Origin of the sequence: Curtobacterium sp. MCPF17_011 (assembly GCF_003234145.1) — a bacterium.
In the GTDB taxonomy this organism is placed as follows: Bacteria; Actinomycetota; Actinomycetes; order Actinomycetales; family Microbacteriaceae; genus Curtobacterium.
Genome location: NZ_QKSK01000011.1, coordinates 1 through 22523, shown reverse-complemented (window position 1 = coordinate 22523; position 22523 = coordinate 1). Strand labels below are relative to the sequence as shown.

Below are 22523 nucleotides of genomic sequence, written 5' to 3'. Positions count from 1 at the left end.
GCGGCGGCGTGTCCAGTGCGGCAAGCTCCCCCAGAGGCGAGGAGAGCCAGCATCATGCTCGGAGGCCACCGGACAACACGATTCGGGTTCCGCACCGACCTACACCGGCCGGACGACGGAGAAGACGCCGACCGCGTCGGCTACATGGAGCTCTTCTTCGACCTGGTATTCGTCTACGCGATCACTGCCCTGACACAACTGCTGGTGCACGAGCAGACCTGGCACCGCCTGCTCGCCACCGTCCTTCTCGGTACCGCAATCTGGTGGACGTGGATCTCGACAGGGTGGGTCACGAACTGGCTCGATCCGAATCGTGGCCCCGTTCGGGGTCTGCTCATCAGCCTGATGGCCGCCAGTCTCGTGCTCAGCGGCACGATCGGTGACGTACTGCACGGAGGCGGAGCTGCGTTCGCGATCACGCTCGTCGTGATGAACCTCGGACGGCCACTGTTCGCGCTTCTCGCGCTGTGGCAGAACCGACGTGACGACGCCGCGAACTTCGTCAACCTCACCCTCTGGGTCGTCGCGTCGGCACCCGTGTGGGTCATCGGAGCGTTCACCGCGGAGCCATTGCTCTGGTGGACTCTCGCGGTGGTCGTGGACCTCCTCGGTCCGGCGATGCTCTACGCCGTTCCCGGCCTCGGTCACACCCAGTACCACGCATGGAAGATCCGGGGCGCGCACCTCGCAGAACGCGTCTCGCTGTTCGTCCTCATCGCGCTCGGCGAGTCCATCGCACTGATCGGCGAGCACATCGCCGAGGCACTGCCCGACCCGCTCGCGCTGGTCAGTCTCACTGCAGCGTTCGCGCACACGGTGCTGCTGTGGTTCCTGTACTTCGACCGCAGCGAGTCACTCGGAAGCCGTCGAATCCGTGGCGCAGACCAGACCGGGGCGATAGCGAGGAACACGTACAGCTACACCGCCGCGCTGCTGGTCTTCGGCATCGTGCTGAGTGCTGGTGCGACCGACATCGCATTCGAGCAGGCGGTGGAAGCATCGACGCCCCTGTGGACTGCGGGTTTGCTCATCGGCGCGAACGTCGTCTGCCTGAGCGCGAACCTCCTCTTCCGGCTCTCGCTCAGCAACGCCCCGTTCCGCTCCCACGTCCCGGCAGTGTTGGTGTCTCTTGCGCTCATCCCCCTGCACGGCGTTGTGTCGCCGCTCGCCATGGAGTGGGCACTGGTCCTGGTCCTCGGAGTTGTCGTCGTGGCCGACGCCGTCAGCGCACGGAGGCGCGACACCGACGAGGGGAACCGCGGACGCCCTGTCGGGCTGTGAGGGAGCGCGAGCGAGGCGGCGCTGTTGCGCCCTGCTGCTCGCGCTCGCTCACCGCTCCAGTTCGACGACGCGGGTTGCGTGATCGAGGAAGGCGTCATCGGATGTGGTGACGACCACGGCGAGCCCGGTGCGGTCGACGAGGTCCGCCACGACATCGACGATGCCCGTGGCTGTCACACTGTCGAGTTGCGCGGTCGGTTCGTCCGCGAGCAGCAGGGCCGCGCCGCCGACCACCGCCCGGGCGATCGCGACCCGCTGCTGCTGGCCGCCCGATAGCTCGTCGGGGAACTGGGCTTCGTGCCCCGTCAGCCCGACCTTCCGGAGCGCATCGGCGACGGCGGCATCGCGGCGACGGGGTGAGGTCCGGCTGATGCGCAGCGGCATCTCGACGTTCTCAGCGGCGGTGAGCACGGGCAGCAGGGCGAAGTCCTGGAAGACGAACGCGATCCGGTCACGACGGAGCGCGCGGAGTCCGTCCGCGTCGCGCTCACTGAGCGGGACGCCGTCGACGCTGACGGTGCCACGGGTCGGGACGTCGAGGCCGCCGAGTAGGCGGAGCAACGTGGTTTTCCCGGATCCGGACGCTCCGCGAACGACGACGAGTTCACCGCGGTCGGCAGTGAGGTCGACCCTGCCGAGCGCGCGGACCGTGCCCGCTGCCGTTTCGTGGTCGCGCCCCAGATCGACCGCGCTGAGCACCGGGCCGGTCACTGGCCCAGTCCCGTTGCGTCGGCGTCGCCGCGGTGTACGGCGACGTGGTCGTCCTCGAGCGTCAACCGCACGAGGTCGCGCAGGCCGAGCGCGACCTGGAAGGACTCGGGCAGTTGGAGACGACCGGCGTCATCGATGACCGCGAACTCCTCACCGGAGGCGCGTCCGACGTCGTCCCGGATGGTCTCGGTCGACGTGCGGCCGTCTCGGATACGGACCGTCCGGCGGACCTGCTCGGCCACGTCCTGGTCGTGGGTGACGATGAGCACGGTGACCCCTTCGTGTTCGTTCACGGCACGCATCGCCGCGAGCACGGCAGTGGCGGTGTCCCGGTCGAGTGCCCCCGTCGGTTCGTCGGCGAGGAGCACCCTGGGCCGGTTCGCGAGTGCGACGGCCACGGCCGCCAGCTGTTGCAGGCCACCCGGCAGTGTGCCGGGGAGCCGGTCGCCGTGCGCTCGCATCCCGACCAGGTCGAGGACCTCCTCGACGCGCTCGGCACGCGGCCGGCCGCGGACGCCGGCGATGGTGAGCACCGCGGCGACGTTCTGCCGCACGGTAAGGTACGCGATCAGGTTGCGTGCGGTCTGCTGCCACACGAACCCGACACCGGTCCGGTGGAACGCCGTCCGTCCGCGTGCGGTGAGGGTGCCGATGTCGACCCCGGCGACGACGGCTTGCCCGGCCGACGGTGCGTCCAGTCCGGACAGGATCGTCAGCAGGGTCGATTTCCCGCTCCCCGAGGCGCCGACGACGGCGACCATCTCACCCGGTCGCACGACCAGGTTGAGTCCTTGGAGGGCCTGAACCTCGACATCACGGGTCCGGAAGATGCGGACCAGGTCACGGCAGACGACGTCCGCGGTGATCGTGCTGGTGCTGGTGCTGGTGCTGGTGCTCAACGGTTCTCCCTGCTCTTGCGGTGCGATCCGCGCGGGCGGTCCCTGGCCGTCGTCCTCGCCGTGCTCGTCGTCGCGGTGCTTGTGGTCGGTTGGGCGCCGCCGGGAGGGTCGGGGCGTCTTGGCAGCGACAGGCGCACGGTGACGGCCAGGACGCCGACCAGCGACACCAGGGTGGCCGCGAGGACGATCCCAAGCAGTGTCGGGTCGACGGCGACGGCTGGCCGGACGGTGCCGCCCGTGAAGGACCGGAGGTCGGCGGCCGGCAGCGTCAGGGCGACCACTGCGGCAGCAACGAGCACCGCCGTCACCGGGACCGCGACCAGCGTCGGCAGGCTCTCAACGACCGTGACGCGGCCGGCCCGGCGGCGCTCGAGACCGAGCATGTCGAGCAGTGCGGACCGCCGTCGACGGACCAGTGCGGTCAGGACGGCGTCGACGAGGAGCGCACCGACGCCGAACGCCCCGCCCAGCCCTGCCGCGGCCGTGGCGATCATCCGCGAGCCGGGGATCCGCGGGTCCGCTGCGAGGGCACGCTCCGCGTCGGCGGCGACGGTGACCTGCGCACCCGGAGCGGCTCGGCGGACCGCGGTGGCGACCGTCGCGGCGTGGGCTCCGGGTGTCAGCCGGACGAGCGCGCGGTTGACGCTTCCCGTCTCGGTGAGGTCCGCGGCGAAACGGTCGTCGACGAGCACCCATCGCTTCGCCGCGGTGAACGGGACGGCGTTGGGCGTGATTGCGACCACCCGGGTGTGTGTCGAGAGCGCCTCAGACGCCCGGCCGGTGGCGGCGAAGAGGGCACGGGAGACGATGACGGGGACCGTATCCCCCTCAGCCCGCCGGAGCGCATCCGGCGTCGGCAGGGCGCCGGGGACGCTGGCCTGGACCCGACGGAGCGTGGCGGTGTCGGCGACGAGCACGACTGCGGAGACGCTGCCGTGGACGGTGTCGAAGGTGACCTCGTCCGTCGTGGAAACGCCCACCGCGTCGCTGACACCTCGCACCGCCTTGATCCGTCCGACGTCGTCGACGTCCAGACCGTCGGCCGAGACCGACACGTCGGCCGCGACGGACCGTCGGGCTGCGTCGGCCACACCGTGCTCGAGCGTGCTGCCGACGACCGTCGCGAACAGCGCGACGACCAGCCCGATCACGGCGACCGCGAGCGGCACCGCCCCTCCCGGACCCGACCGCGACAACGCGGCACCGCCGAGGAACGTCCCGAGTCCACGACGACGGCGACCCCGCTCCGTGACGATCCGGGTGACCAGCGGCAGCACCCGGACCGCGAGCAACGCGCCGCACGTCGCCAACGCGAGCGGGAGGACCGCGGCCACCGGGTCCACTGCGCCGCCGGGCGCCGCCGTGTCGAGGCCACCACGCACGGTCACGGCGACCGAGGCGACCGCCACCGCGACGAGGACTCCGGCACCGGTCCAGCGCAGACGGGGCGAGGGCGTCGGCAGCCGATCGGTCGGCGCGGAAACCGCCGCGGCCGCGCAGGGCAGAAGGACCGTGAAGACCGTTGCACCGACGGCCGTCCCCGTGCCCCCCGGGGTGTCGCCGGCGAATGACGCCGACACCAGCACCGCGAGCGCCCCACCGACCAGTGCCGCCGGTACCGCTGCAGGGAGAACAAGTGCCGCCGCGATCATCCGGATCGTCGCCGGGCTCGCTCCGCGGGCGTTGAGCAGTCCGAGTTGCGGACGTGCGCGTCGGAGCAGGAGTGCGGCGAGCAGGAACTGCAGGGCGACTACGGCGCCGGCAGGACCGGAGCCGAGCGCTGCGGCGAGGGTCCGCACCGTCGCGTCCCGAGCTGCCGAGGCGCGGAGTAACTGGGGGAGATCGGTGGTGAAGACCGCTCTCTCCGCGCCGGTCGCGGGCAGTGGCTGACGGGTGGAGAGGAACCGACGGGTGTCCGAGATGAGCTGCGTCCGCATCTCTGCAGTGATCAAACGCTGGTGCAACGGGAACCACGCTCGTCCGAGGGTCACTCCGCCGCCACCGGCCACCGCGCCGAAGGACCCGGGTGCGGTGTAGGCGCTTCCCGAGAATGCGGTTCCGCCGTCACTCGTCCCGGTTGCTGCCGGTCTGAGTGCGTCGGGTGTGTGGCCCCACGCCGGATCGTGTCGGTCGCGCGCCACGTAGATCCCGGTCAATCGCAGCGATGTCGTCCCCGTGGCGTCACTCACCGTCCGCTCTTCGCCGACGTGCCACCCGATCGCCTTCGCCACGCGTTCAGAGACGATCACCTCGATGGCGCTGCTGTCCTTCGACGGGGACGGAGCGCGGCCCTGGACGAACCGGACCCGGTGCGAGGCATCGGGGTCGGTGGCGAGCGCGACGGAGGCAGGCACCTTCGACGGCAAGGGGTCGAGCGCGGCGAAGGGGGTCATCGCCACCCACTGGCCAGCTCCCGTCGACGCGCCGAGCTCTGCGGGCATGCGGCGATGGATGGCGGCGAGGTCTCCGGCGACGCCGTCGAACGCCTCCTGTGGGTCACCGCCGACGCCGTCCGGAGCGACGACGGCGAACGTCGCCTCGAGGTCCCGTTCGCGGTCCGTCGACCGGTGGAGGTCAGCACGGGTACCGGCGCTCGCGAGCGCGTCGAGCGCCGGCACGGCAGTGCCGCCGATGAAGGCCGCGACGAGCGTCACGGCCGCGATCGCGACCAGCGGCTGACGGTGGACGCGCAGGATCCGCAGCGCGGCCCTCCAGGTCGCCGCCGTCACCCGTCCGCCTCCCCGTCCGTCGTCCGATCCATGCGTCTCGCCACGGAGCGCGCTGCAGCGATGGCCGCGACGGCGGTGACGACCGCGATCGCGGCCGGCACCAGGAGGACGCCGCGGACGGCGGCTGTCGGCCCGACGTCCACCAGGCCGAGGGAGGTAGGGATGGAGCCGTGCGCGAACGGGGCAGCGGTGAGCGCGACCACGACGACCGCGCTGACGAAACCGAGTGCGAGCGCCACGAGGACGGGTCCGCCGACCTCGGTGGCGCGTGCACGTGCGGCGGCCCCGGGCGCCACTCCGAGCGACCGGAGGACGACGGTCGGCGACGAGCGGCCGGTCACGACGGACACGGCCACGATCACGAGTGCTGCCGACAGCGCCGCGAAGACGGCCACACCCACGAGGACGGCGCGAGCAACATCGACGATCCGTCCGGGATATGCCGAGGCGGTCGTCACGACGCTGCCCGGAACCGGCAGGGCACGAAGCACAGAGGCTGTCGTCGCAGGGAGATCCGAGCTCGCGATCCACGTCTCGTCGACCCGGGGCACGCTCCCGGCCGCGTCCTGGATGGCGCCGCCGCCCAGGACGGACGCGTCGGTGAGGGTCCGCAGGTCGGCGACGACCCCGGACCGTGAGGCCGTCCCCGAGACGCGCGGGACGACGGCGCCGACTCGCGCACGCACCGGCGCGCTCGTCGAAGCAAGGGTCAAGTCCAGGTTGGTGCCGACCCTCGCCCCGAGGCTGGCCGCCGTCGCAGCGGTCACCACGACCGGGAGGCGCCCGGCGATCGCCGGCGCTCCGAGCCGCACGATCGGGGCCGCGGTCAGGTCCTCGACGTCGGCGGTCCCGACGGCGTCGTCCACTCCCAGGACCCGGGCGTGCACTGCAACCCGAAGGCGTGCAGGTTTCGTGGCGGGGCTCACGGTGGGGTTGACCTCCGCCGGTCGGACGGAGAACGTCAGGGTCGGTGCCACCGCCAGGACTCGCCAGCGGTGGTCGGCGGGCAGCGTCGCCGTCAGGGTCGTGCTGGTGCCGGTCGGCATCTGTTCCCCGTCGGCACCGGTGAGCGTGAAGGACCGCGCGACACCGGAACTGTCACCAACCCAGAGCGAGTACCGCAAGGAGCCGCGGGCGTCGGGGCGCTCGACGCCGTTGAGCGTCGGTACGGCGCTGCGGACGAGGACCCGCACCCGCGTCGTGCTGCGCGGCAGCGGCACGCCGGCGGCGTCGTGCTGCAATGCGGCCGCATTTCGGGCGTTCAGGGACGGGACCGCGAGTGGCATCACCGACCTCGGGACCGCCATGAAGGGGATTTCGGAGCCACCGGTCCGGACTGTATCGGTCAGGACCGGTGCGATCGCTGTCGCTTCGTCCAGCGGGCCGTCGAGGCCCTGGTCCGGGGTGTCGTCGGAGACCACGGCATCGCCGTCGGACAGCACGCGCACTTCCGGCCCGACCACGGCCATCGCCGTCGCTCGTTCGACTCGGGCGCTCGTCGCCGCGAAACCGGCCGCGAAGCCACCGGTGGACACAGCGATCACGACGATGACCACAACGGGTGCAACGGTCGACCACCCACGGGCCAGCCGGCGCACGGTCAACGCAGGCAAGAGACGGCGCGTGTGCCGGACGCCGCGCGCTGCGACCCGGGAGGCGACCAGGACCGCGAGGGCGGCCACCGCGGAGCCGGCGAGCACCACGAAGACCGGCGCCGCCGACGCGACCGGGTCGAGGACGAACCCATCCCCGGTGACGCGGCCCGGCGCGCTGGCAGACGCGAGCCGCCACACGGTGAAGCCCGCTGCTGCGGTGAAGAGGACCGCCGGGGCGGCGGTCCACCAACCGGCCCGTCCTGCTCCGTCGCGCTGCCCGAGACGGAGCACCGCCCCGCCGCCCGACAGCGCGGCGACCAGCACGACGAGGAGCACGACGAGGAGCACCCGAGCTGGGTCCACCTCAGCCCCGCTCACCGAGCTGCCGCCGACGCCGAGGAGGACCGCGGCGACGACCACCACGGTCCCGGCCGCGGCGCCGAGCAGACCGACGCCCAGTCCCTCGAGCACAGCCCACCGGAGTCGTTGGCCGACGGAGGCCCCGCGCGCTGTCAGGAGCCGGTCCTCGGCCTCCCGCGACCGGGCGACGAGCGTCACGAGGAGGATGACGGTCAGCGTCCCGACGACCGCCACCACCGCCAACGCGACGGTGACGAGCGCCGTCTCGGTCCGCACCGACGCCTGGACCTGCGCCAACGTCGCGTCCAGCGTCCCGGAGACGTTGGCGCCCGCCAGGACAGAGCTGCCACCCGACGCGGCCGTCGTCACGGCGGTGATTCCGCGACGAACGTCCTGCAGGTCCGCCGGCGTCAGGAGTCCCGCTGACGGCGTGATGGTCCACGTGGCCGTCGCTGTACCGGTGATCGCAATCAGGTCGTCCGCCGCGACGACCAGGGGCCCGACGGCGTCGCCGTCTCGCCCGGAACCCACGTCGGAGGCGCCGAACCAGCGGGCAGCACCGGGGTCGTCGGCCCGCCAGGTCCCGACGATCCGCACGTCGATGGGCTCGTCCGGGTCGCCCACGGTGATCGTGCTGCCGACGGTCATGCCGAGCCGGCGGGCTGCGTCTACCTGCAGCACCCCGGCAATCGCGCCGGGGTGGCCCTCGCCGACCCACTTGCCGGCCCTCAGTCGTGCCACCCGTGCAAGGTCGGGGATCGCGGCGACCTGCACCGCCCGACCGTTGACCAGGTCCGCGGTGGAGTGGGTACCCCAGACGACGTCAACGCCGTGATGCGGGAAATGCCCGGTGATCGCCGCGGCGACGCCGCGGGCCTGCTCCGTCGCCGCCGTGTCGAGGTCCTCCTCGACGCGGATCGACGCGGCACGTGCAGGCTGGTCGTGGACGAAGGCGGTGGATCCGGCGGCGGATGCCGTGTCTACGGCTGCGGTCAGCAGGAGCGGGAGCGCGGTGAGGGCCGCCAGGACGAGCGTGAGTGGGACGAGGAACCGCCACCGCGCGAGCGAGCGACGGAACAGCAGGGACGGCAAATCCATTCGCCTGGGACGCGCCTCTCTTCCATGAACGACGACGATGAGATGACTCCCCTCGCGCTGAGATGTAATCGCAACGACAGTAGCGACAGCGGCAGGGGCCCGAATGCGTCGGATGACGTATGTGTGCTGTCCTTCTCGCGCTCGAACATGCTCGTCTGCTCGGGGCGTCGGTCGCAGCAGCGGACACGAAAGCCGACAAAGCCGCGTCGCGTCCCTCACGAAAAGCGGCCTCGCAGAAGTCGGACGAAGCGGCTCGCTCGTTCTCTACGAACGTGTCCTGACAATTCGGTAGCCGATGGGTCATCGAACGCCGCTGTTGATGACCTCCGACATCGCCCGCAGCGAAGTGAGGCCCACGGACCCGGCCCGGCTTGAAGGGGCAGCCACCCTCGCCATGCTGCGGGCAGGACGCATCCTCACCGGTAGATGCGCCTTGGGCGCGTTCCCGTGGATGTACGGTCCCTCAGCGCCCGGTCATTGTCTCGATGAACGATCGTGCAACGGACAGATTTGTTGACCACAGTCGCGGTGACGGGTTGTGTCGAAGTAGTGGTGCCGGGCCCCGCGATGGTTTGTCGAGAGTCACGTCCTGCCCGGGCCGTGACGAAGGCTTCGTTCACGCCCCCTTGCGGGGGTGTCCTCGGACGAACTGTTGAAGGCCGTTCCGTGGATACGGAACGGCCTTCGTGCCGGATCACCACTCCGGGGTCTGCACGTGTGACGTGCTGGTGCACCGACCTGGTCAGTGACCGGGCACGGCGTGTGGCGTCAGGTCAGTTGGAGCGACCGTTGCCGTCGCGGTCGTCATCTTCCGGCTTGCGGACGCCGGCCTTGGCGATGCCGCGGCTGAGGATGTAGGCCATCGTCACGAGCGCGACGTAGAACCAGGCCTGGTCGGCACCGAAACCGGTGTGGCCCTCGTCGGCGTTGTCGACGACCGCCGACGCGATGAGGATGGCGAGCGACACCACGATCCACGCGTAGAACTCCGTGGTCTTCAGTGCGGACTTCGTCTCGTTCCAAGTGCGACGGACGACGTTGTCGTGACGCGCGGTGTTCCCTGTCGTGTTCGACATGGTGTCTCCTTCACATTCAGTGCCACCGGGCTCCGGCGGCTTCGTGACACCCACGGTTCTCTCACCTGGCTGATTACTTACCCAGCTTCCGATTCCCAGCGATGCAGGAGCAGCATCATCATCAGCAACGGAAGCAGCGGAGGGTCGGACCTGATGACGAACGAGGACAACGCCCGTAACGCCCACCGCGTCTGCGTGGAGGAGCCGCGCAACGCTGCGGGGGCAACCGCCATCACGGCCCTGGAGTCGCTGAGCGACAGCGTGCACGACGCCGACGAGCGGGCGCTCCGTGCCCTGCAGATGCGCCCCATCGACGCGCTAGCCCTGCTGCACCTGGTCGAGGCGAGCCGGGGTGACCGGTTCCTCAGCCCGACTGAACTCGCTGCGAAGCTGCACCTGAGCACCGCTGGCGTCACCAAGCTCGTCGACCGCCTTAGCAGGGCGGAACGCGTCGATCGACGACCGAACCCGCGGGACCGACGCAGTGTCGTCCTGGTGCCCACGCCGAACGCGACCGCGGACCTCACCCGCGCGTACGGGCACATCCACACGCCGCTGATCACCGTCATCAACGAACTTTCGGACGACGAGGCGGCCGTCGTCGCGCGATTCGCCTCGCGGTTTTCCGAAGCACTCCGTCGCGACACCCAGCAACAAGAGCTTGCTCCCTCCGCCTGATCACAAGCGAGGAAGCGTTCGTTCGCGGGTACTCGCCGTACGCGGCTTGGTAGGCGCCGGAGAACCGATCGCTTCCGTGCGAGAGATCGCCCGACGGTGGGGCTTTGCACACATGTTGCGAGGGCAACCACCCGTTGTCGCAGCAACCGGTCCCTGACCAGACGTAGGTTCCAGGGCTTCAGGAACCGGCTTCGTTTCCTGTGGGCAGAGCAGTGATGCTACGAACGGTCTGCAGGTACCGCGTCGGCGTTTGGCCAAGGTGCCGCTGGAACGCTTCTTGGGCGGCTCGGACGCTCAGGCCAGCAGCCTCGGCAACGTCAGAGCTGGCGGTCGGCGTCCCGTTGGCTGGTGGCTCAACGAACGCTGCCCAGCACGCGTGGCTCTGCCCGTTAGAGGATCGGCTAACGGACACGGGGTGGAGACGTCCGATACCTGATCGAGGGAATCAGGCGTCGTATGCGAGTGAGGAGGACAGCTCCTCGTGTGCGGCGACCTGCTGAAGGAGCAGGTTGGCTTTGTCGACACCGGTTTGCACGGCGTCGGCGCCCGCGACCCATCGCAGCGGCGGCTCGTCGGAATCGACCAATGAGACCAGGCCAGCAGCGAGCTTGGTGGGATCGCCGCCCTGCTTGCCGTTCATGCTCTTCCACGCCTCGATGGTCGTCGCGGTGCGCTCGGCGTAGTCATCGATGGACAGCTCCGGCCAGATGGTGGAAGCTCCTTCGACGAGCAGTTCGGTCCGGAAGAAGCCGGGCTCGACGATCATGGTCGAGACACCGTACGGCGCGAGGTCGTACCGGATTGACTCCATCCACCCTTCGAGGGCGAACTTCGACGCGCAGTACGCAGCGACGAACTCCTGACCGACGAGGCCGGCAGTTGAGCTGATCGTGACGACCTGACCACTGCGCTGACGACGCATGACGGGCAGGACCGCACGGGTGACGTTGAGCGGACCGAAGAAGTTCGTCTCCATCTGCTGCCGCATCTGCTCAGGACTGATCTCCTCGAAGAACCCCGCGTAGAACAAGCCAGCGTTGTTCACCAGCACGTCAATCCGCCCGAAGCGAGAGACCGCAGCGTCCGCGGCGGCCCGCGCCGCGTCCTCGTCGGTGATGTCGAGCGAAACTGCCAGCAGATCATCCCGCTCACCGAACACCTCGGTAACCTTCGCAGCGTCACGCGCGGTAGCAACGACACGGTGGCCGGCGGCGAGGGCAGCCCGGGTCAGGTCAATGCCCATCCCGCGCGCTGCGCCAGTGATGAACCAAACAGTGGAGTCAGTCATGGGTGTGCCTTTCGATCGGGAACACCACAAGTGAACGTCGCCGTCACGGCTGGAAACAGACCCCGTCTACACGGTCACTGACAGGGACCCTTTGCAGACGATCGGGTGACGTACCGTCGAGGCGTGGACACTCAGGCGGAGATCCGCGATTTCCTCACATCGCGGCGGGCCCGGCTCATGCCGGAGCAGATCGGCCTGCCGGACTTCGGTGGACGCCGCCGAGTCGCTGGGCTTCGCCGTGAGGAAGTCGCCCTCGTCGCCGGGATCAGCACCGAGTACTACACCCGCCTCGAGCGTGGCAACGCGACCGGCGTTTCCGACAGTGTCCTCGACGGTGTCGCTCGTGCTCTGCTCCTCGACGACGTCGAAGCGGCCCACCTGGCCGACCTAGTCCGAGCCGCCAACGCACCGACCCACCTTCGGCCGCGGCGCTCTGCGCAACGATCACAACCGGGCAGCGTGAGTGCGGGCGTGCAGCAGATCGTGGACGGCATGACGCATATGCCGGTGATCGTGCAGAACACCACGCTCGACGTGGTCGCGTCGAATCCACTAGGGCGTGCGTTCTACATCGACCTGTTCGGTACTCCTGGCCGGTCGGTCAACTTCGGCCGGTACATCTTCCTCGACCCCCGCTCACGCGACTTTTACCGCGACTGGGACAGCGTCGCTGAGCAGAGCGTCGCGGTGCTGCGCACTGAGGCGGCCCGTGCCCCGGCGGACCGTGCACTCGCTGCCCTTGTCGGGGAGCTGTCGCTGGCAAGCGAGGCGTTCCGAACACTCTGGGCCAGTCACACAGTGCGGGAACACAGGTCGGGCGGGAAACTTGTGCACCACCCGATCGTCGGCGACCTCGACCTGACGTTCGAGTCACTCGACATCGGCTCCCGTCGCGGACTCGCGCTGGTCACTTACCTCGCATCACCCGGATCAGCCTCCCACGACAGCCTGCAACTCCTCGCGCACTGGGCTGCGACGAAGGACGCCGCGACCGCTGAGGAACCCGGAACGACTCAGCCTTGAGTTGCCGAAGGTTCCGGTAGCCGATGCTCAAACGAACGGCCACCTAGCAGCCAGGTTCTGCGAGCCCCGCGGTCTTTGCCCGGCCCCTGCTTCGGACCGGACGTCCTCCGACGTTCGCGTGATCGCTTGAGTACGAGAGTTCCGCTCACCATCTCGTATGCTTGGCGTGGGCCTGGAGCGTAGGGGCTCGTGACGCGGCATCGATCTCTGCGCCGCTGGTCTTGGAGGTTGCATGTCCCCGTTCCGCACGCCATCGTCCGCAGCGCCGGCTCCGTCTACCCCGCTTGAGATGTACGTTGATCTCCCGAGAACAAGTGCCGCGCCGTCAAGCGGACTCTGGGTGCACCAAGGTGACGCAATTCGGGATTTCATGACGCACCTGGAAGCTCCGGATCTCGCTTTGCAGTTGCCCACCGGGACCGGGAAGACCCTCACCGGGCTCCTGATCACCGAGTGGACGAGGCGCTTCCGCCAGCAGCGGGTCATCTACGCTTGCCCCACGCAGCAGCTCGCGAAGCAGGTGTTCGCTGGCGCCATCACTGAAGGCATAAAGCCCGTGCTCCTCATCGGGAAAGCCGCCTACTGGCCCGCCGCTGACCAAGCTAGCTACGAGGCCGGCGAGGCAGTCGCGATCACGACGTACAGTTCCGTGTTCAATACCAGCCCGAAGCTGGCCGTAGCCGATCAGATCTTGTTCGACGACGCCCATGCTGGTGAGCAGTACGTCGGAGAGAAGTACGGTGTCGCGGTGGCCCGTCACGAGCACCAAGCTGAATACCACGCGCTCCTTGATGCTGTGCAAGGCGCGCTCGACGGTGTCTACCTGGACCGCCTGCACGAACCGTCGCCAGATCCGACGGTGTCTGAGGTGGTTCGGCTCGTGGTGCCGCTTCGGCAAGACGGCATGGTCGATCGAATTGCTCGAGTCCTCGGCGGCCTGAGCGGTGACCTCGGGTACCAGTACGCCATGATCCGTGGCGTTCTTCAGTCGTGCCTTGTTTACGTGTCCTACACAGGCATTCTGGTGCGTCCGTACGTCCCGCCGACCGATCAAAACACCGTGTTCGCCGATGCTCGTCAACGGCTTTACGTCTCGGCGACGCTTGGTGACGGCGGCGAGTTGGAGCGAGCGTTCGGCCGTCGGAGCATTACTCGCATGACCGCCGCGGCCGACAAGAGCTCGCTATTGTCTGGGCGCCGCTTTTTCGTGTTCCCTGAGCTCGCCGCGACGAACTCCGCCACGGACCTCGGGAAGGACATCGTCAAGCGTGCGGGCAAGGCCCTCGTCCTAGCTCCTAGCCGAGCGCGGGCCGAGTCTGTCGCAGACGAGCTCGGCGGCGCGCGGTGGCCTCGACTCACCATCGACGACGTGAGCGACGGGATGGCGCCTTTCGCGGGGGCGAAGCACGCCGTGTGTGGGCTCGCGAGTCGGTACGACGGGCTCGACCTCCCAGGGGAAGCGTGTCGGTGCGTCGTGATGGACAGCACGCCAGACCAGGACAGCCTGCAGGAGCGGTTCCTCTCCGGCCGGGCACGGGCCGGAGTTGCGTTCGCGGAACGCGTCCGGGCCCGAATCATTCAGGGGACAGGCCGTGCAACGCGTGGTCCGCGAGACATCGCCGTGGTCCTGATCTACGGATCCGACCTCGCCAGATATCTGTCCCGTCCGGAGACGATCGCTTCGATGGACCCGAATCTCCAGGCCGAGATCAAGTTTGGGCGTGTGAACTCGCAGGACGTCGAGCCGAGCGAGATCCTTGCGAACGTCGACGATTTTCTCGAGCGCGCTCCCGCCTGGCTGCAGGAAGCCGAGCCTTCTATTGCGAGTACCCGCGATAGCAGTCCGAGGGTCGTGTCGGCCGCGGCGCGCGCGCTGCAGTCGTCCGTCGGCGAGGAGATACAGGGATGGTCTGACGCTGCGGTCGGTCGTTGGAAATCAGCTGCCGGGCACGCTCTGCAAGCCGCAGAGCTGATCGGTGTAGGGGACCGCGAAACAGTCGGCTACCAGGCGTTCTGGCTTTACCTCGCTGCACTGTGGACCGATCAGGCTGCCGCGGAAGCTTCAGACAGCGCGCTCCACGCCGCGGCGCTTTCGCTGATCGACCGGGCCGAGAGGATCGCCGGGTTTGGGACGTGGCTCCGTGAGGTCCCGCCGCTGCCGGCCCAGCGCGATCCCGAGGTCGCGCCGGCAGACATGGTGGCTATCGATGCCATTACGACGCGCCTGGAGGCCCGCGCCAACCTGGATAGCATCCCACGAGAGCTCGGCGAGATGATTGCCGCGCTTCAGACGGCCCCAGCGAAGGACTATGAGCCTGGTCTGTTGTCCCTCGGTAGGTTCCTTGGTGCTGACTCGGTCAAGCCGAAATCGACTGCCCGGCCAGACTGTGTATGGGCGTGGAAGAACCATGGGTGGCTGATCCTCGAAGCCAAGTCTGAACACGGCTCAACTGGCACCGTCCCCGTGCACGATGTCCGCCAAGCGAATACCCAGCGGGACCTGGTCGTAAAGGACAGGGCTGTGACCCATCCGCCCGAGATGAACGCGACCGTCATCATCAGCCCTCGAGCTACCGTTCACCACGACGGAATCACAATAGCTCGACCCCATCTCTGCCTTGCAAGCCCCGCCACGGTTCTGAAGATCGGCTACGACGTAGAGGCAGTTTGGTCCGAATTGCTACAGACGAGCGAAGGGCTTTCGTGGAAGGAACTCCGGCGCCGTGTGACCGACGCTTTGAGCGGCCGCCTGGTTCTTCCATCACAGGTCTTCGAGCGGGTAACCCAGGACAAGGTCAACCTCTGACGGCGCAAGAAATGGACCACGGGGGTGGAGACGTCTAGCGGTCGCGATGGCGGAGCCGATGCCGTCGAAGGCGACGTCGAGTTCGAGGAGGCCTACCACGATCGACTACGACGGTGTCGACAACGCCACGTCGTCCAAGTCGGGCAGCGACCTTGCCACCTAAGACAAGAAGGGCTCCGACGAACGAGAAGTTTGCACCAAGGTCGACTGTCAACGCGACTGCGAGCCTCGCAGCCGCGTTCCGGACAAGCGAGCTCTTCAAGAACAAGCCTGCCGCTTACAGGCGGCCGGCTCGCTCGCGAATTCGCAAGACGTCAGCGACCACCAAGTAGGTCTGAACAACGCACGTGTCCACCTCATAGGTAGTCACCTTGGCATGGACACCTTTGCTAGCGAGGTCGTTCAAGGCAGTGAGTCGCGTACCGACGTCCTTGAGGGCGGCTTGCACGGCCGCCCCGTTCTCGTGCTTGCCGACCTTCTCCGATACGAACTGTAGGAGCCTGTTGACGAACTTGTCATCACCGAGCACCCGAGCTTTCCCGTCGTCACCAATGACGGGTTCCGAACTGGCCGGATACAGTTCGTCCGCGATCGTCTTCAGCACTCGGCGGCAGGACGTTAGCGCGTGGGCGCGATCCTCGTTGCCCCCATCTTTCAGTCTCCGGTACGCGACTTGGAACTGATCCAGCGCCGGCGGCGAGATCGTCGTCAATTGATTGTCGACGTACGACCGCAAGCGGTTGAACGTCTCTGCCGTGGCTTCTCCGAACGTAAGCTCGTACTCAGTCTCGGTGAGGAACTCCCACAGTCGGTCTCGGATGCGGGCGAGCGAAGCCTCCAGCGGTGCGCGTGACTCGAAGATTCGCGCGCGAACCTGCCCCTGCTCGGCAACGTGCTTCCCGAGGTCGTAGGCGTGCATTCCTGGGGGTGGAGGAACGAGTGTGGCTTCTTCCTCCCGCCGCAGCGTCTGCACTAGGTCTTCGGTTTGTTGCACGCTGAGATAGTTCGCCTTGTTGCCGGGCAACATTCGTCGCCGGGTGTAGCTCCCGTACTCGACCTTGAAGATCCGCTCGGACTCGTCGGCAGGCAATGCCTTGAGAAGACGAGCGGCCAGCGTCTCGCGCACGTGCTCGGTCTTGTTCTCGAAGTCGTTCCCGATGTCCGACGACTCCAGCGACAGCCAGAACAGGGCAGCCGTGTCGCCGCGCAGTGATGCGATGCGCTGGCACCGTCGAGTGAGTGAGGCGATCGTCTCCGTTGAGTCATCAAAGCTGTCCAGTAGATGTTGGACGAGGGCGGAAGCGCGTTCGACGTCAGGCACGGGGAAAGGGTAAGCCCCTTCGACACCGCGACGAGGTAGCGGACGTCATCACAAACGATGGTTCATGACGGGCCCGGCGACGGATCGGCTATCGAACACGACGCGATCGAGTCGGCTTCAGGGGTCGGAGGTAACGTCGCCACCCTGAACACGACAACGCCGCGTATGGCTGACACGCTGTCGGCGGGGTCGTTGCACCTGCGCGTTGTCTCGCTCGATGACGCCGCGGATCTCCATGTGATCTTCTCTGACCCAGCAACCCACACGATCGGTGACGGACCGTTCACCGATGTCCGTATGACGAGCGAGTGGCTCGGTCGACGTCAGCAGCGGCGCGAGCAGTACGGCGGCACTTGGTACAGCGTGAGGCTCGCCGACGCACGATGATCGGCGCGGGCGGATTCTTGATCGGGAGAACTGGGCTCGAACCAGAGTTCTGCTTCGAGATCGATCGTCGGTTCCAACGCCGCGGACATGGCAAGGCTGTTGCCACCGCGGTCGTCGCGGAAGCGCATCGTGCGGGCTTTGCCAGGGTCTGGGCGACCGTCAGAACATGGAACGTGCCGTCCCTGCGTGCTTTAGCGGACGCAGGCTTCGCCCCGATCGCGTCGAGCCCGATCGGAAGGGCGATCTGGTGTATCTCTTCCACGACAGCCCATGCCTCGAGACGTTCGAAGCCTTATCAGGAACGGCAGCTGCGACTCGTCGGACCCCAAGCTGCACTCGCCGAGGGGCGTCGCAGATTTTGGCTTCCCCGTTCAATCGCAGCCGACCGACAGGGTCGGTCGGATCGTAGACAGGTCGGCTACCGAGACGCGATCATGACACGGAGCGAAACGAGAACGACGACACCGAGCGAAGCTGCGCACAGCGTTGCCGCCAGGTGATCCGCGGGTTCGATATCGGACTCGACCCGTACCGGTAGCCGATGGGCTATCGTGACGCAGCAACGTCTGCAAGGTTCGCGCGGACTGCAATGTTCGCTGGCGGCCCCGCTAGTCAGGGGCTACTCAGGGCGATCGCGCGATTCCGCACCACTGTGCCAGTGCGCGAACTTGAACGAATGTACGTTGCTCGTACGCTTAGCCTCATGGCTTCGATCCAGACTCCCACGCAGCAGCGCAACAGCTTCTCCGAAGGCTTCGCGCTCGGGTTGGTCCTCAACGGACGTTGGTCCTTGGCTTACGACAAGACCGCCATCGACCTCGCTGTCACCGGAGCCTTCCGAGACTGGTCCCACGCCACCTCCTTCCCGCAAGTCCGGACAGATCTGCGGGGCCTCGACGGGGTGCACGCGATGACGCGAGTCGACGAGCGTAAGCACACTTTCGCCTTCTACTGGGACAGGTCCGGTCCCGAGGTGCGGATCATCAGCCGCGACCCCGACTGGTCAGAGGAAGTCCCTGACGATGTCTCGTACGCTGTAGGGATCATCAGCGACTTCGTGCCACGTGTGGGGTGGCAGACCCTCGCCGCCTCATTCGTAACCCGTTTCGAGCGGTAGTACGGCGCCGCTGACTCAGCCCCGCTGAGCGGTGACATACGCGTATGCGCTAGGAGTTGGGGCACCATCCGCACTCGTGCCGACGTCAGCGGCCAAGCCGTAGCGCTGGATCTTGGTGCCGTCTGTTGCGCGTGGTAAGTTGCAGGTACGACGGGCCGGTTACCGGAACGTTGCCAGCCGAAGGCCCCGCATCGCGGGGCCTTCGTTCATTAGGGCAGCCAGGTGTGGCGGTGGCTTGTAACCGGCGCCACCTCGTTCCAGAGGCGCTCCTGTGTTGCTTGTGCCTTCGGGTGTGGGCTGCGTATGCGCTGGCTGCGGAAGTAGACGTACGTGGCGAGGTCGACGGCCTGGAGGCCGTCGGATCCCTTCGAGCTGGCGAAGTTGATCGGGGCCGAGATCCAGTTCAGTCGGGATGAGCGGTAGCCCGCGGTGCCGAACCGTTGGTAGCCGGCGAAGGCTCGCTGGTGTTCAGTCTGTGTCGCGATCTCGTCGGCGACCACGATGGTCTGTTCGGTTTGCTTGCGTCCGATCGTGTAATCCTCGATGCGTTCCAGCAGATGCCCGAGGGTCACGTCGTGTGGCGGGTCGGGATAGCTGTACCGCGCGTTGAGTCGGCCGACGTCGACGCCGCGGAAGAGGTATCGGATCCCGACCGATCGCGCGGCCCGGAGAGCGGTGAGGTAAATGCCAGCTGCTTCGCGGTGCTTCCCGCGCAGGCTCCGCCAGGGACCCTTCCCGCCCATGAGTTCGTGTCCGTGGAGCTCGGCGTCGGAGGGAGTCCCGTGGAGCTCAGCGGCAATGTTCCTGATCGCGTCGAATGCTGCCTCAACGCGGTCCCACTGTTCCTGGGTGCCGACCGCAGCTCCGATAAAGTAGAAGTCTTTGTCGTATGACTCGTCGACGTAGGCGATCAACACGGGTCTATCCTTCCTCGCGATCGTGCCACGCCGCACCGCGGTCGTGCTCTGTTCGTCAACGCGCGCATGTCATCGGCGGTTGTCCGGATGAATCCACTCGCGCGAGAGGGCCGTGAGTTCTTCGAGCGTGAGGGCGTAGCCGCTGCCGCCCAGCTGCGGCCGACGTCGTTCGCGAATCCGGCGGTACTCGGCCAGCATCCGCATGTACGTCTCGAGCATCGGGAAGTGCGAGTTGCCACCGTCGTGGCCTTCGACGAAGTCAGATTGCTCCTGCCAGCGCCCCTTGCTGACGAGGTACTGAACGTAGCTGCCCATCTTCCCCTCGAGATCATCATTGAAGTCGAAACCCCTGTACTGCAGGCTCGACATCACCTCCGCCGGCACCTCGGCGCCCTGCTTTTGAAGTTCGGAGGCGCTGTACCCGGCGATGCGGAACATGTCGAGGATGTCCATGACGCGTTGTGAATCACGCTTGCTGAGCTCGTTCGCGATGCCGGCAAACTCCACCCAGTACTCCTGAGTAAGACCAGCCTCGAGCACGTGCGCGCGCTCGAGCTGGTATTCCTTGTCCCCGTCGACGTCGTTCTCATTTTCCGGGAGCACTCTTCCAAGGATTCGGTGGAGCAGTGAAAGAACGTGCCGATCCTTCGGGCTCAGGGAGTCCGGTACGTATCCCCCGGGCTCTGGTTCGTCGCGGACGCTCACGACCGCCTCTCGGACCAGGTCGCGAACGAAGTCACTGAGTGTGACTCCGTCTTCCGCTGCTTGGCGGGCAGCAGCGTCTCGGATGTCGTCGTCGATCCGTAGGGTGATCGTTGCCATGCTAGTTCTCCGTAAGACGGTATGCGTTAAGCGTCTTACGGTAATGCACTCTGGGATCCTCGCAACTGAACGAAAGCGACCACAAGCGGATCGTTCGCCGGGCAGCGGCCGTCCGCCGGTTGGTTGGGAGTTCGTGTGTCGCGTATAGCCCGTCCGGTTTGATTCTCACGGAGCTGCCCTTAAAGCACGCGTTCGGGACGTCGGGGTGGGACTCGTTCAGCTCGGCAGGTTGTGTCTGAGGTCGTACCCTGTGTCGGCGAGGAGCTGCAGCCGGTTCCGGACTTCTTCGAGGGCGGCGTTGTCGTCGTCGTTGCGGAAGTCGGCGCGGAGGAGTGTGTTCGCGGTGATGATGTCGTCGGTGCGGTCGGTGTAGCCGGCTGCTGCTGCGGTGAGGAAGATGCTGGGGTCGGCTGGCCGAATCAGTTCGGTGCCGGAGAAGTCGACCGTGTCGGGCTCGAAGCCGAGCGCGGCCATGTCGAGCTCATTTTCAGCGAACGCGACCAGCCGATATGGCATCTCGCGCTTGCTGATTGCCGGGTAGCCGGGGCGGCCTGAAATGGCGCGACCGGAGATGCGGCAGCCGACACCTATGAGCCGTTCTGCCTGCTCGACGAGCGGCAGATCCGACGTCCAACGCGTCCTGACGCCGCCCGGTCCCGGATAACAGGCGATCGCGAAGTCCACCAGCCCACCCACCTGCCGTGACTCCCACCCGATCGGGGTGCGGTGCACGCGTTTGCCGAGTCGTGCGAGCGCGTCATCCACCTGCCCGGGCGTGAGCCCGGCGTGCACCAGGTCGTCGAAGGTGGAGCCGTTGACGGCGAGCATCCGCGCGACGGCGAAGGTAACGTAGATCGGTGCGGCGTCCTTCCACCGTTCCTTCGTCCCGAGTACCTGCTTGCCGTCGATCCAGACGCGGCGCCGGTCGACGTCGACCAGCAGCACCGTGTCGGTCTGTTCCGCGAGCGCGATCTGCGTTGACGTCACGGTGCGCGGCGCCAGGAGCAGCAAGTCTGCGTCCACGACTGGTTCGCTGCGGGGGTTCTGGGTGAGAGTCGGGAAGCGTGCGCGGCGGCCGTCGGCGAGGCGGATCGTGTCGTGCGTCTCCACGACTGCGGCGAGCCCGGCGAGTTTGAGGACGGCGAGGGCGTCGGTGAGGTCGGTGGTGTCGCCGAGCCCGTACGGCATCGTGATCTGCGGCCGACCGGAGTACGCGGCAGCGACCCATTTAAGTCCGGGCCCCATCAGCTGCGTTCTTCCGGGGTGTCGGGTCGGATGAGGGCCATGAGCCAGCCTGCTTCGGTGAGGAAGGGCTCCCACCCGTCGCGGGTGTCACCTGCTGCTGGTTCGCACCGGTAGCCGGAGCCACCGCCGTCGCTGCGGACGATGATCTGCCGGAGTTCGGAGCTGGTCGGGTCGCGGAAGTACATGTGTCCGTGTGTTCCAGCGAGGTCGAAGGCGACGTTGAGTAGGAACAGGTCCGGGCGGCTGGCGGCGCTCACCATTCACGTCCCCGGAACAGGGCGATGACGGTCTCGAGCGGGCGCCCTTCCCGGATCCATTGCAACGGCGTCAGGGCGCGGTCGTCGATGTTGAGGTGGGTGCGGGGTGTGGTGATGAACTCGGTCATCGCTGCCGCGTCCAGCAGCGGCTGCGGTGCCGCCGCATACAGCACTGCAAGTCCGGGCAGCAGGGCGGAGGGGTCGCCGAACTCGGGGAGGGCGGGTCGGATGAGTTGCCAGTCGGGGATGCGTTCTTCGCCCTCGAGGTCGAAGCTCAGTAGCCGGTTCGACCCGAACAGCTCACCGATCTCATCGATGCTGATCTGGAGGGCGGCGGCGGCTTCTGCTTCGGTGAGGGTCGAGTCGAGGAGATGTCGGCGGATGCGGGCCTGCGTTGCTTGCCACCAGTCCTCGGGTACGTCGGCTGTGTTGACGGCACTGTGTCCGGGTGCGCGTGGGATCTGTCGGCCGTTGTCGGCGTAGGCGCTGAGCTGCTCCGGGGTGACCTCCCCGCGGGCGTACGTCCACAGCTGCGACTGCCAGGGCATGTCGTCCGGGAACCCTTCGAGGTACCCGGAGTGGATGACCGCCCGCACGGCTTGCTCGCGTCGGGCGATTTCGGAGGCGGGGATGAGGAGGGTCTGGACGATGCGGTTCGCTTCCCGCGTCGCGGGCACGGCCAGATCCGACAGGACCGTGTTGGTCTTATCGAAGAGCTCGTACCCGGGCTCGACGTCGATGGGGCGGACGAGGATCTGCGCCAGGTGGGCGTTCGGGTTGTCGGTGTCCTCGAGGAGGACGTGACCCCAGAGGATCCGGTCGTTCGAGAGGTGCATGGACAGCAAACGCATCATCAGCGGGTACCTCGAAGAAGTTGGGAGCGGTGCGGGGTGGGTCAGGACTGGTCGGGGTC

20 protein-coding genes are annotated in these 22523 nt (G+C 67.5%); 7 read left to right on the top strand and 13 right to left on the bottom strand.

What is annotated here, in order from left to right:
• Positions 1-54 precede the first annotated feature (54 nt).
• Positions 55-1281, top strand: a complete 1227-nt coding sequence (locus tag DEJ25_RS13345; RefSeq protein ID WP_111044978.1) for a low temperature requirement protein A — start codon at positions 55-57, stop codon at positions 1279-1281.
• 48 nt (positions 1282-1329) lie between these two features.
• Here the strand turns inward: DEJ25_RS13345 and DEJ25_RS13340 are convergent, their stop codons facing one another.
• From DEJ25_RS13340 to DEJ25_RS13320, 5 genes are all read right to left on the bottom strand, one after another.
• Positions 1330-1980 carry an ABC transporter ATP-binding protein gene (locus DEJ25_RS13340; RefSeq protein ID WP_220033226.1) on the bottom strand — a complete coding sequence of 217 codons (651 nt, stop codon included), beginning with the start codon at positions 1978-1980 and terminating at the stop codon, positions 1330-1332.
• Between the two features lie 8 nt (positions 1981-1988).
• Positions 1989-2891: an ABC transporter ATP-binding protein gene (locus tag DEJ25_RS13335; protein WP_111044976.1), complete on the bottom strand. Its 903-nt coding sequence runs from the start codon at positions 2889-2891 to the stop codon at positions 1989-1991.
• Positions 2888-5620 (bottom strand): hypothetical protein, encoded by a 2733-nt coding sequence (locus DEJ25_RS13330; protein WP_111044975.1) that lies wholly within the window; start codon positions 5618-5620, stop codon positions 2888-2890. Before DEJ25_RS13330 ends, DEJ25_RS13335 begins: the two co-directional genes overlap by 4 nt.
• A complete protein-coding gene (locus DEJ25_RS13325; RefSeq protein ID WP_146240689.1) occupies positions 5617-8673 on the bottom strand; it encodes an FtsX-like permease family protein in 3057 nt (1018 codons plus the stop codon). The genes DEJ25_RS13330 and DEJ25_RS13325 overlap by 4 nt, the downstream gene beginning before the upstream one ends.
• A 773-nt stretch (positions 8674-9446) precedes the next feature.
• Positions 9447-9749 carry a hypothetical protein gene (locus DEJ25_RS13320; RefSeq protein WP_111044973.1) on the bottom strand — a complete coding sequence of 101 codons (303 nt, stop codon included), beginning with the start codon at positions 9747-9749 and terminating at the stop codon, positions 9447-9449.
• A gap of 153 nt (positions 9750-9902) precedes the next feature.
• On the opposite strand from DEJ25_RS13320, the gene DEJ25_RS13315 reads away from it, so the two are divergent.
• Positions 9903-10427, top strand: coding sequence for a MarR family transcriptional regulator (locus tag DEJ25_RS13315; RefSeq protein WP_111044972.1), 525 nt, complete (start codon positions 9903-9905; stop codon positions 10425-10427).
• Positions 10428-10872: 445 nt separating this feature from the next.
• Here the strand turns inward: DEJ25_RS13315 and DEJ25_RS13310 are convergent, their stop codons facing one another.
• Positions 10873-11715, bottom strand: coding sequence for an SDR family oxidoreductase (locus DEJ25_RS13310; protein WP_111044971.1), 843 nt, complete (start codon positions 11713-11715; stop codon positions 10873-10875).
• Between the two features lie 66 nt (positions 11716-11781).
• A complete protein-coding gene (locus tag DEJ25_RS17245) occupies positions 11782-12093 on the bottom strand; it encodes a hypothetical protein (protein ID WP_375334565.1) in 312 nt (103 codons plus the stop codon).
• On the opposite strand from DEJ25_RS17245, the gene DEJ25_RS17160 reads away from it, so the two are divergent.
• Together DEJ25_RS17160 and DEJ25_RS13300 are read left to right on the top strand one after the other, a co-directional pair.
• Positions 11980-12738 (top strand): transcriptional regulator, encoded by a 759-nt coding sequence (locus DEJ25_RS17160; protein WP_375334564.1) that lies wholly within the window; start codon positions 11980-11982, stop codon positions 12736-12738. The genes DEJ25_RS17245 and DEJ25_RS17160 overlap by 114 nt on opposite strands.
• A gap of 232 nt (positions 12739-12970) precedes the next feature.
• Positions 12971-15544 (top strand): DEAD/DEAH box helicase, encoded by a 2574-nt coding sequence (locus DEJ25_RS13300; RefSeq protein WP_111044969.1) that lies wholly within the window; start codon positions 12971-12973, stop codon positions 15542-15544.
• A gap of 277 nt (positions 15545-15821) precedes the next feature.
• On the opposite strand, the gene DEJ25_RS13295 is transcribed toward DEJ25_RS13300, so the two are convergent.
• Entirely contained in the window at positions 15822-16865 is a 1044-nt protein-coding gene (locus DEJ25_RS13295) for a hypothetical protein (RefSeq protein ID WP_111044968.1), read from the bottom strand.
• A 165-nt stretch (positions 16866-17030) separates the two neighbouring features.
• Between DEJ25_RS13295 and DEJ25_RS13290 the strand changes: the two genes are divergently transcribed.
• The 3 genes from DEJ25_RS13290 to DEJ25_RS13280 all read left to right on the top strand — a co-directional run bounded on the left by DEJ25_RS13290 (position 17031) and on the right by DEJ25_RS13280 (position 18369).
• Entirely contained in the window at positions 17031-17252 is a 222-nt protein-coding gene (locus DEJ25_RS13290; protein WP_111044967.1) for a GNAT family N-acetyltransferase, read from the top strand.
• On the top strand, positions 17249-17752 hold the full coding sequence (locus DEJ25_RS17240) for a GNAT family N-acetyltransferase (RefSeq protein WP_111044966.1): 504 nt from the start codon (positions 17249-17251) through the stop codon (positions 17750-17752). Before DEJ25_RS13290 ends, DEJ25_RS17240 begins: the two co-directional genes overlap by 4 nt.
• 203 nt (positions 17753-17955) lie before the next feature.
• Positions 17956-18369: a hypothetical protein gene (locus DEJ25_RS13280; protein WP_111044965.1), complete on the top strand. Its 414-nt coding sequence runs from the start codon at positions 17956-17958 to the stop codon at positions 18367-18369.
• A 209-nt stretch (positions 18370-18578) separates the two neighbouring features.
• On the opposite strand, the gene DEJ25_RS13275 is transcribed toward DEJ25_RS13280, so the two are convergent.
• From DEJ25_RS13275 to DEJ25_RS13255, 5 genes are all read right to left on the bottom strand, one after another.
• Complete coding sequence (locus tag DEJ25_RS13275) at positions 18579-19286, bottom strand: DUF3800 domain-containing protein (RefSeq protein WP_181427441.1); 708 nt, start codon at positions 19284-19286, stop codon at positions 18579-18581.
• Between the two features lie 69 nt (positions 19287-19355).
• Complete coding sequence (locus DEJ25_RS13270; protein ID WP_111044964.1) at positions 19356-20108, bottom strand: YfbU family protein; 753 nt, start codon at positions 20106-20108, stop codon at positions 19356-19358.
• A 216-nt stretch (positions 20109-20324) separates the two neighbouring features.
• On the bottom strand, positions 20325-21353 hold the full coding sequence (locus tag DEJ25_RS13265; protein ID WP_146240688.1) for a hypothetical protein: 1029 nt from the start codon (positions 21351-21353) through the stop codon (positions 20325-20327).
• The gene (locus DEJ25_RS13260; protein ID WP_111044962.1) at positions 21353-21613 is read right to left on the bottom strand and encodes a hypothetical protein; all 261 of its coding nucleotides are present in this window, start codon (positions 21611-21613) and stop codon (positions 21353-21355) included. Before DEJ25_RS13260 ends, DEJ25_RS13265 begins: the two co-directional genes overlap by 1 nt.
• Entirely contained in the window at positions 21607-22464 is an 858-nt protein-coding gene (locus DEJ25_RS13255) for an antitoxin VbhA family protein (protein ID WP_111044961.1), read from the bottom strand. Before DEJ25_RS13255 ends, DEJ25_RS13260 begins: the two co-directional genes overlap by 7 nt.
• Between the last annotated feature and the right edge of the window lie 59 nt (positions 22465-22523).

Coding starts and splice junctions, on each gene's coding strand:
- DEJ25_RS13345 (WP_111044978.1), top strand. CDS start 55: ATGCTCGGAGGCCACCGGACAACACGATTCGGGTTCCGCACCGACCTA.
- DEJ25_RS13325 (WP_146240689.1), bottom strand. CDS start 8,673: ATGGATTTGCCGTCCCTGCTGTTCCGTCGCTCGCTCGCGCGGTGGCGG.
- DEJ25_RS13320 (WP_111044973.1), bottom strand. CDS start 9,749: ATGTCGAACACGACAGGGAACACCGCGCGTCACGACAACGTCGTCCGT.
- DEJ25_RS13315 (WP_111044972.1), top strand. CDS start 9,903: ATGACGAACGAGGACAACGCCCGTAACGCCCACCGCGTCTGCGTGGAG.
- DEJ25_RS13310 (WP_111044971.1), bottom strand. CDS start 11,715: ATGACTGACTCCACTGTTTGGTTCATCACTGGCGCAGCGCGCGGGATG.
- DEJ25_RS13300 (WP_111044969.1), top strand. CDS start 12,971: ATGTCCCCGTTCCGCACGCCATCGTCCGCAGCGCCGGCTCCGTCTACC.
- DEJ25_RS13290 (WP_111044967.1), top strand. CDS start 17,031: ATGGCTGACACGCTGTCGGCGGGGTCGTTGCACCTGCGCGTTGTCTCG.
- DEJ25_RS17240 (WP_111044966.1), top strand. CDS start 17,249: ATGATCGGCGCGGGCGGATTCTTGATCGGGAGAACTGGGCTCGAACCA.
- DEJ25_RS13280 (WP_111044965.1), top strand. CDS start 17,956: ATGGCTTCGATCCAGACTCCCACGCAGCAGCGCAACAGCTTCTCCGAA.
- DEJ25_RS13270 (WP_111044964.1), bottom strand. CDS start 20,108: ATGGCAACGATCACCCTACGGATCGACGACGACATCCGAGACGCTGCT.
- DEJ25_RS13265 (WP_146240688.1), bottom strand. CDS start 21,353: ATGGGGCCCGGACTTAAATGGGTCGCTGCCGCGTACTCCGGTCGGCCG.
- DEJ25_RS13260 (WP_111044962.1), bottom strand. CDS start 21,613: ATGGTGAGCGCCGCCAGCCGCCCGGACCTGTTCCTACTCAACGTCGCC.
- DEJ25_RS13255 (WP_111044961.1), bottom strand. CDS start 22,464: ATGATGCGTTTGCTGTCCATGCACCTCTCGAACGACCGGATCCTCTGG.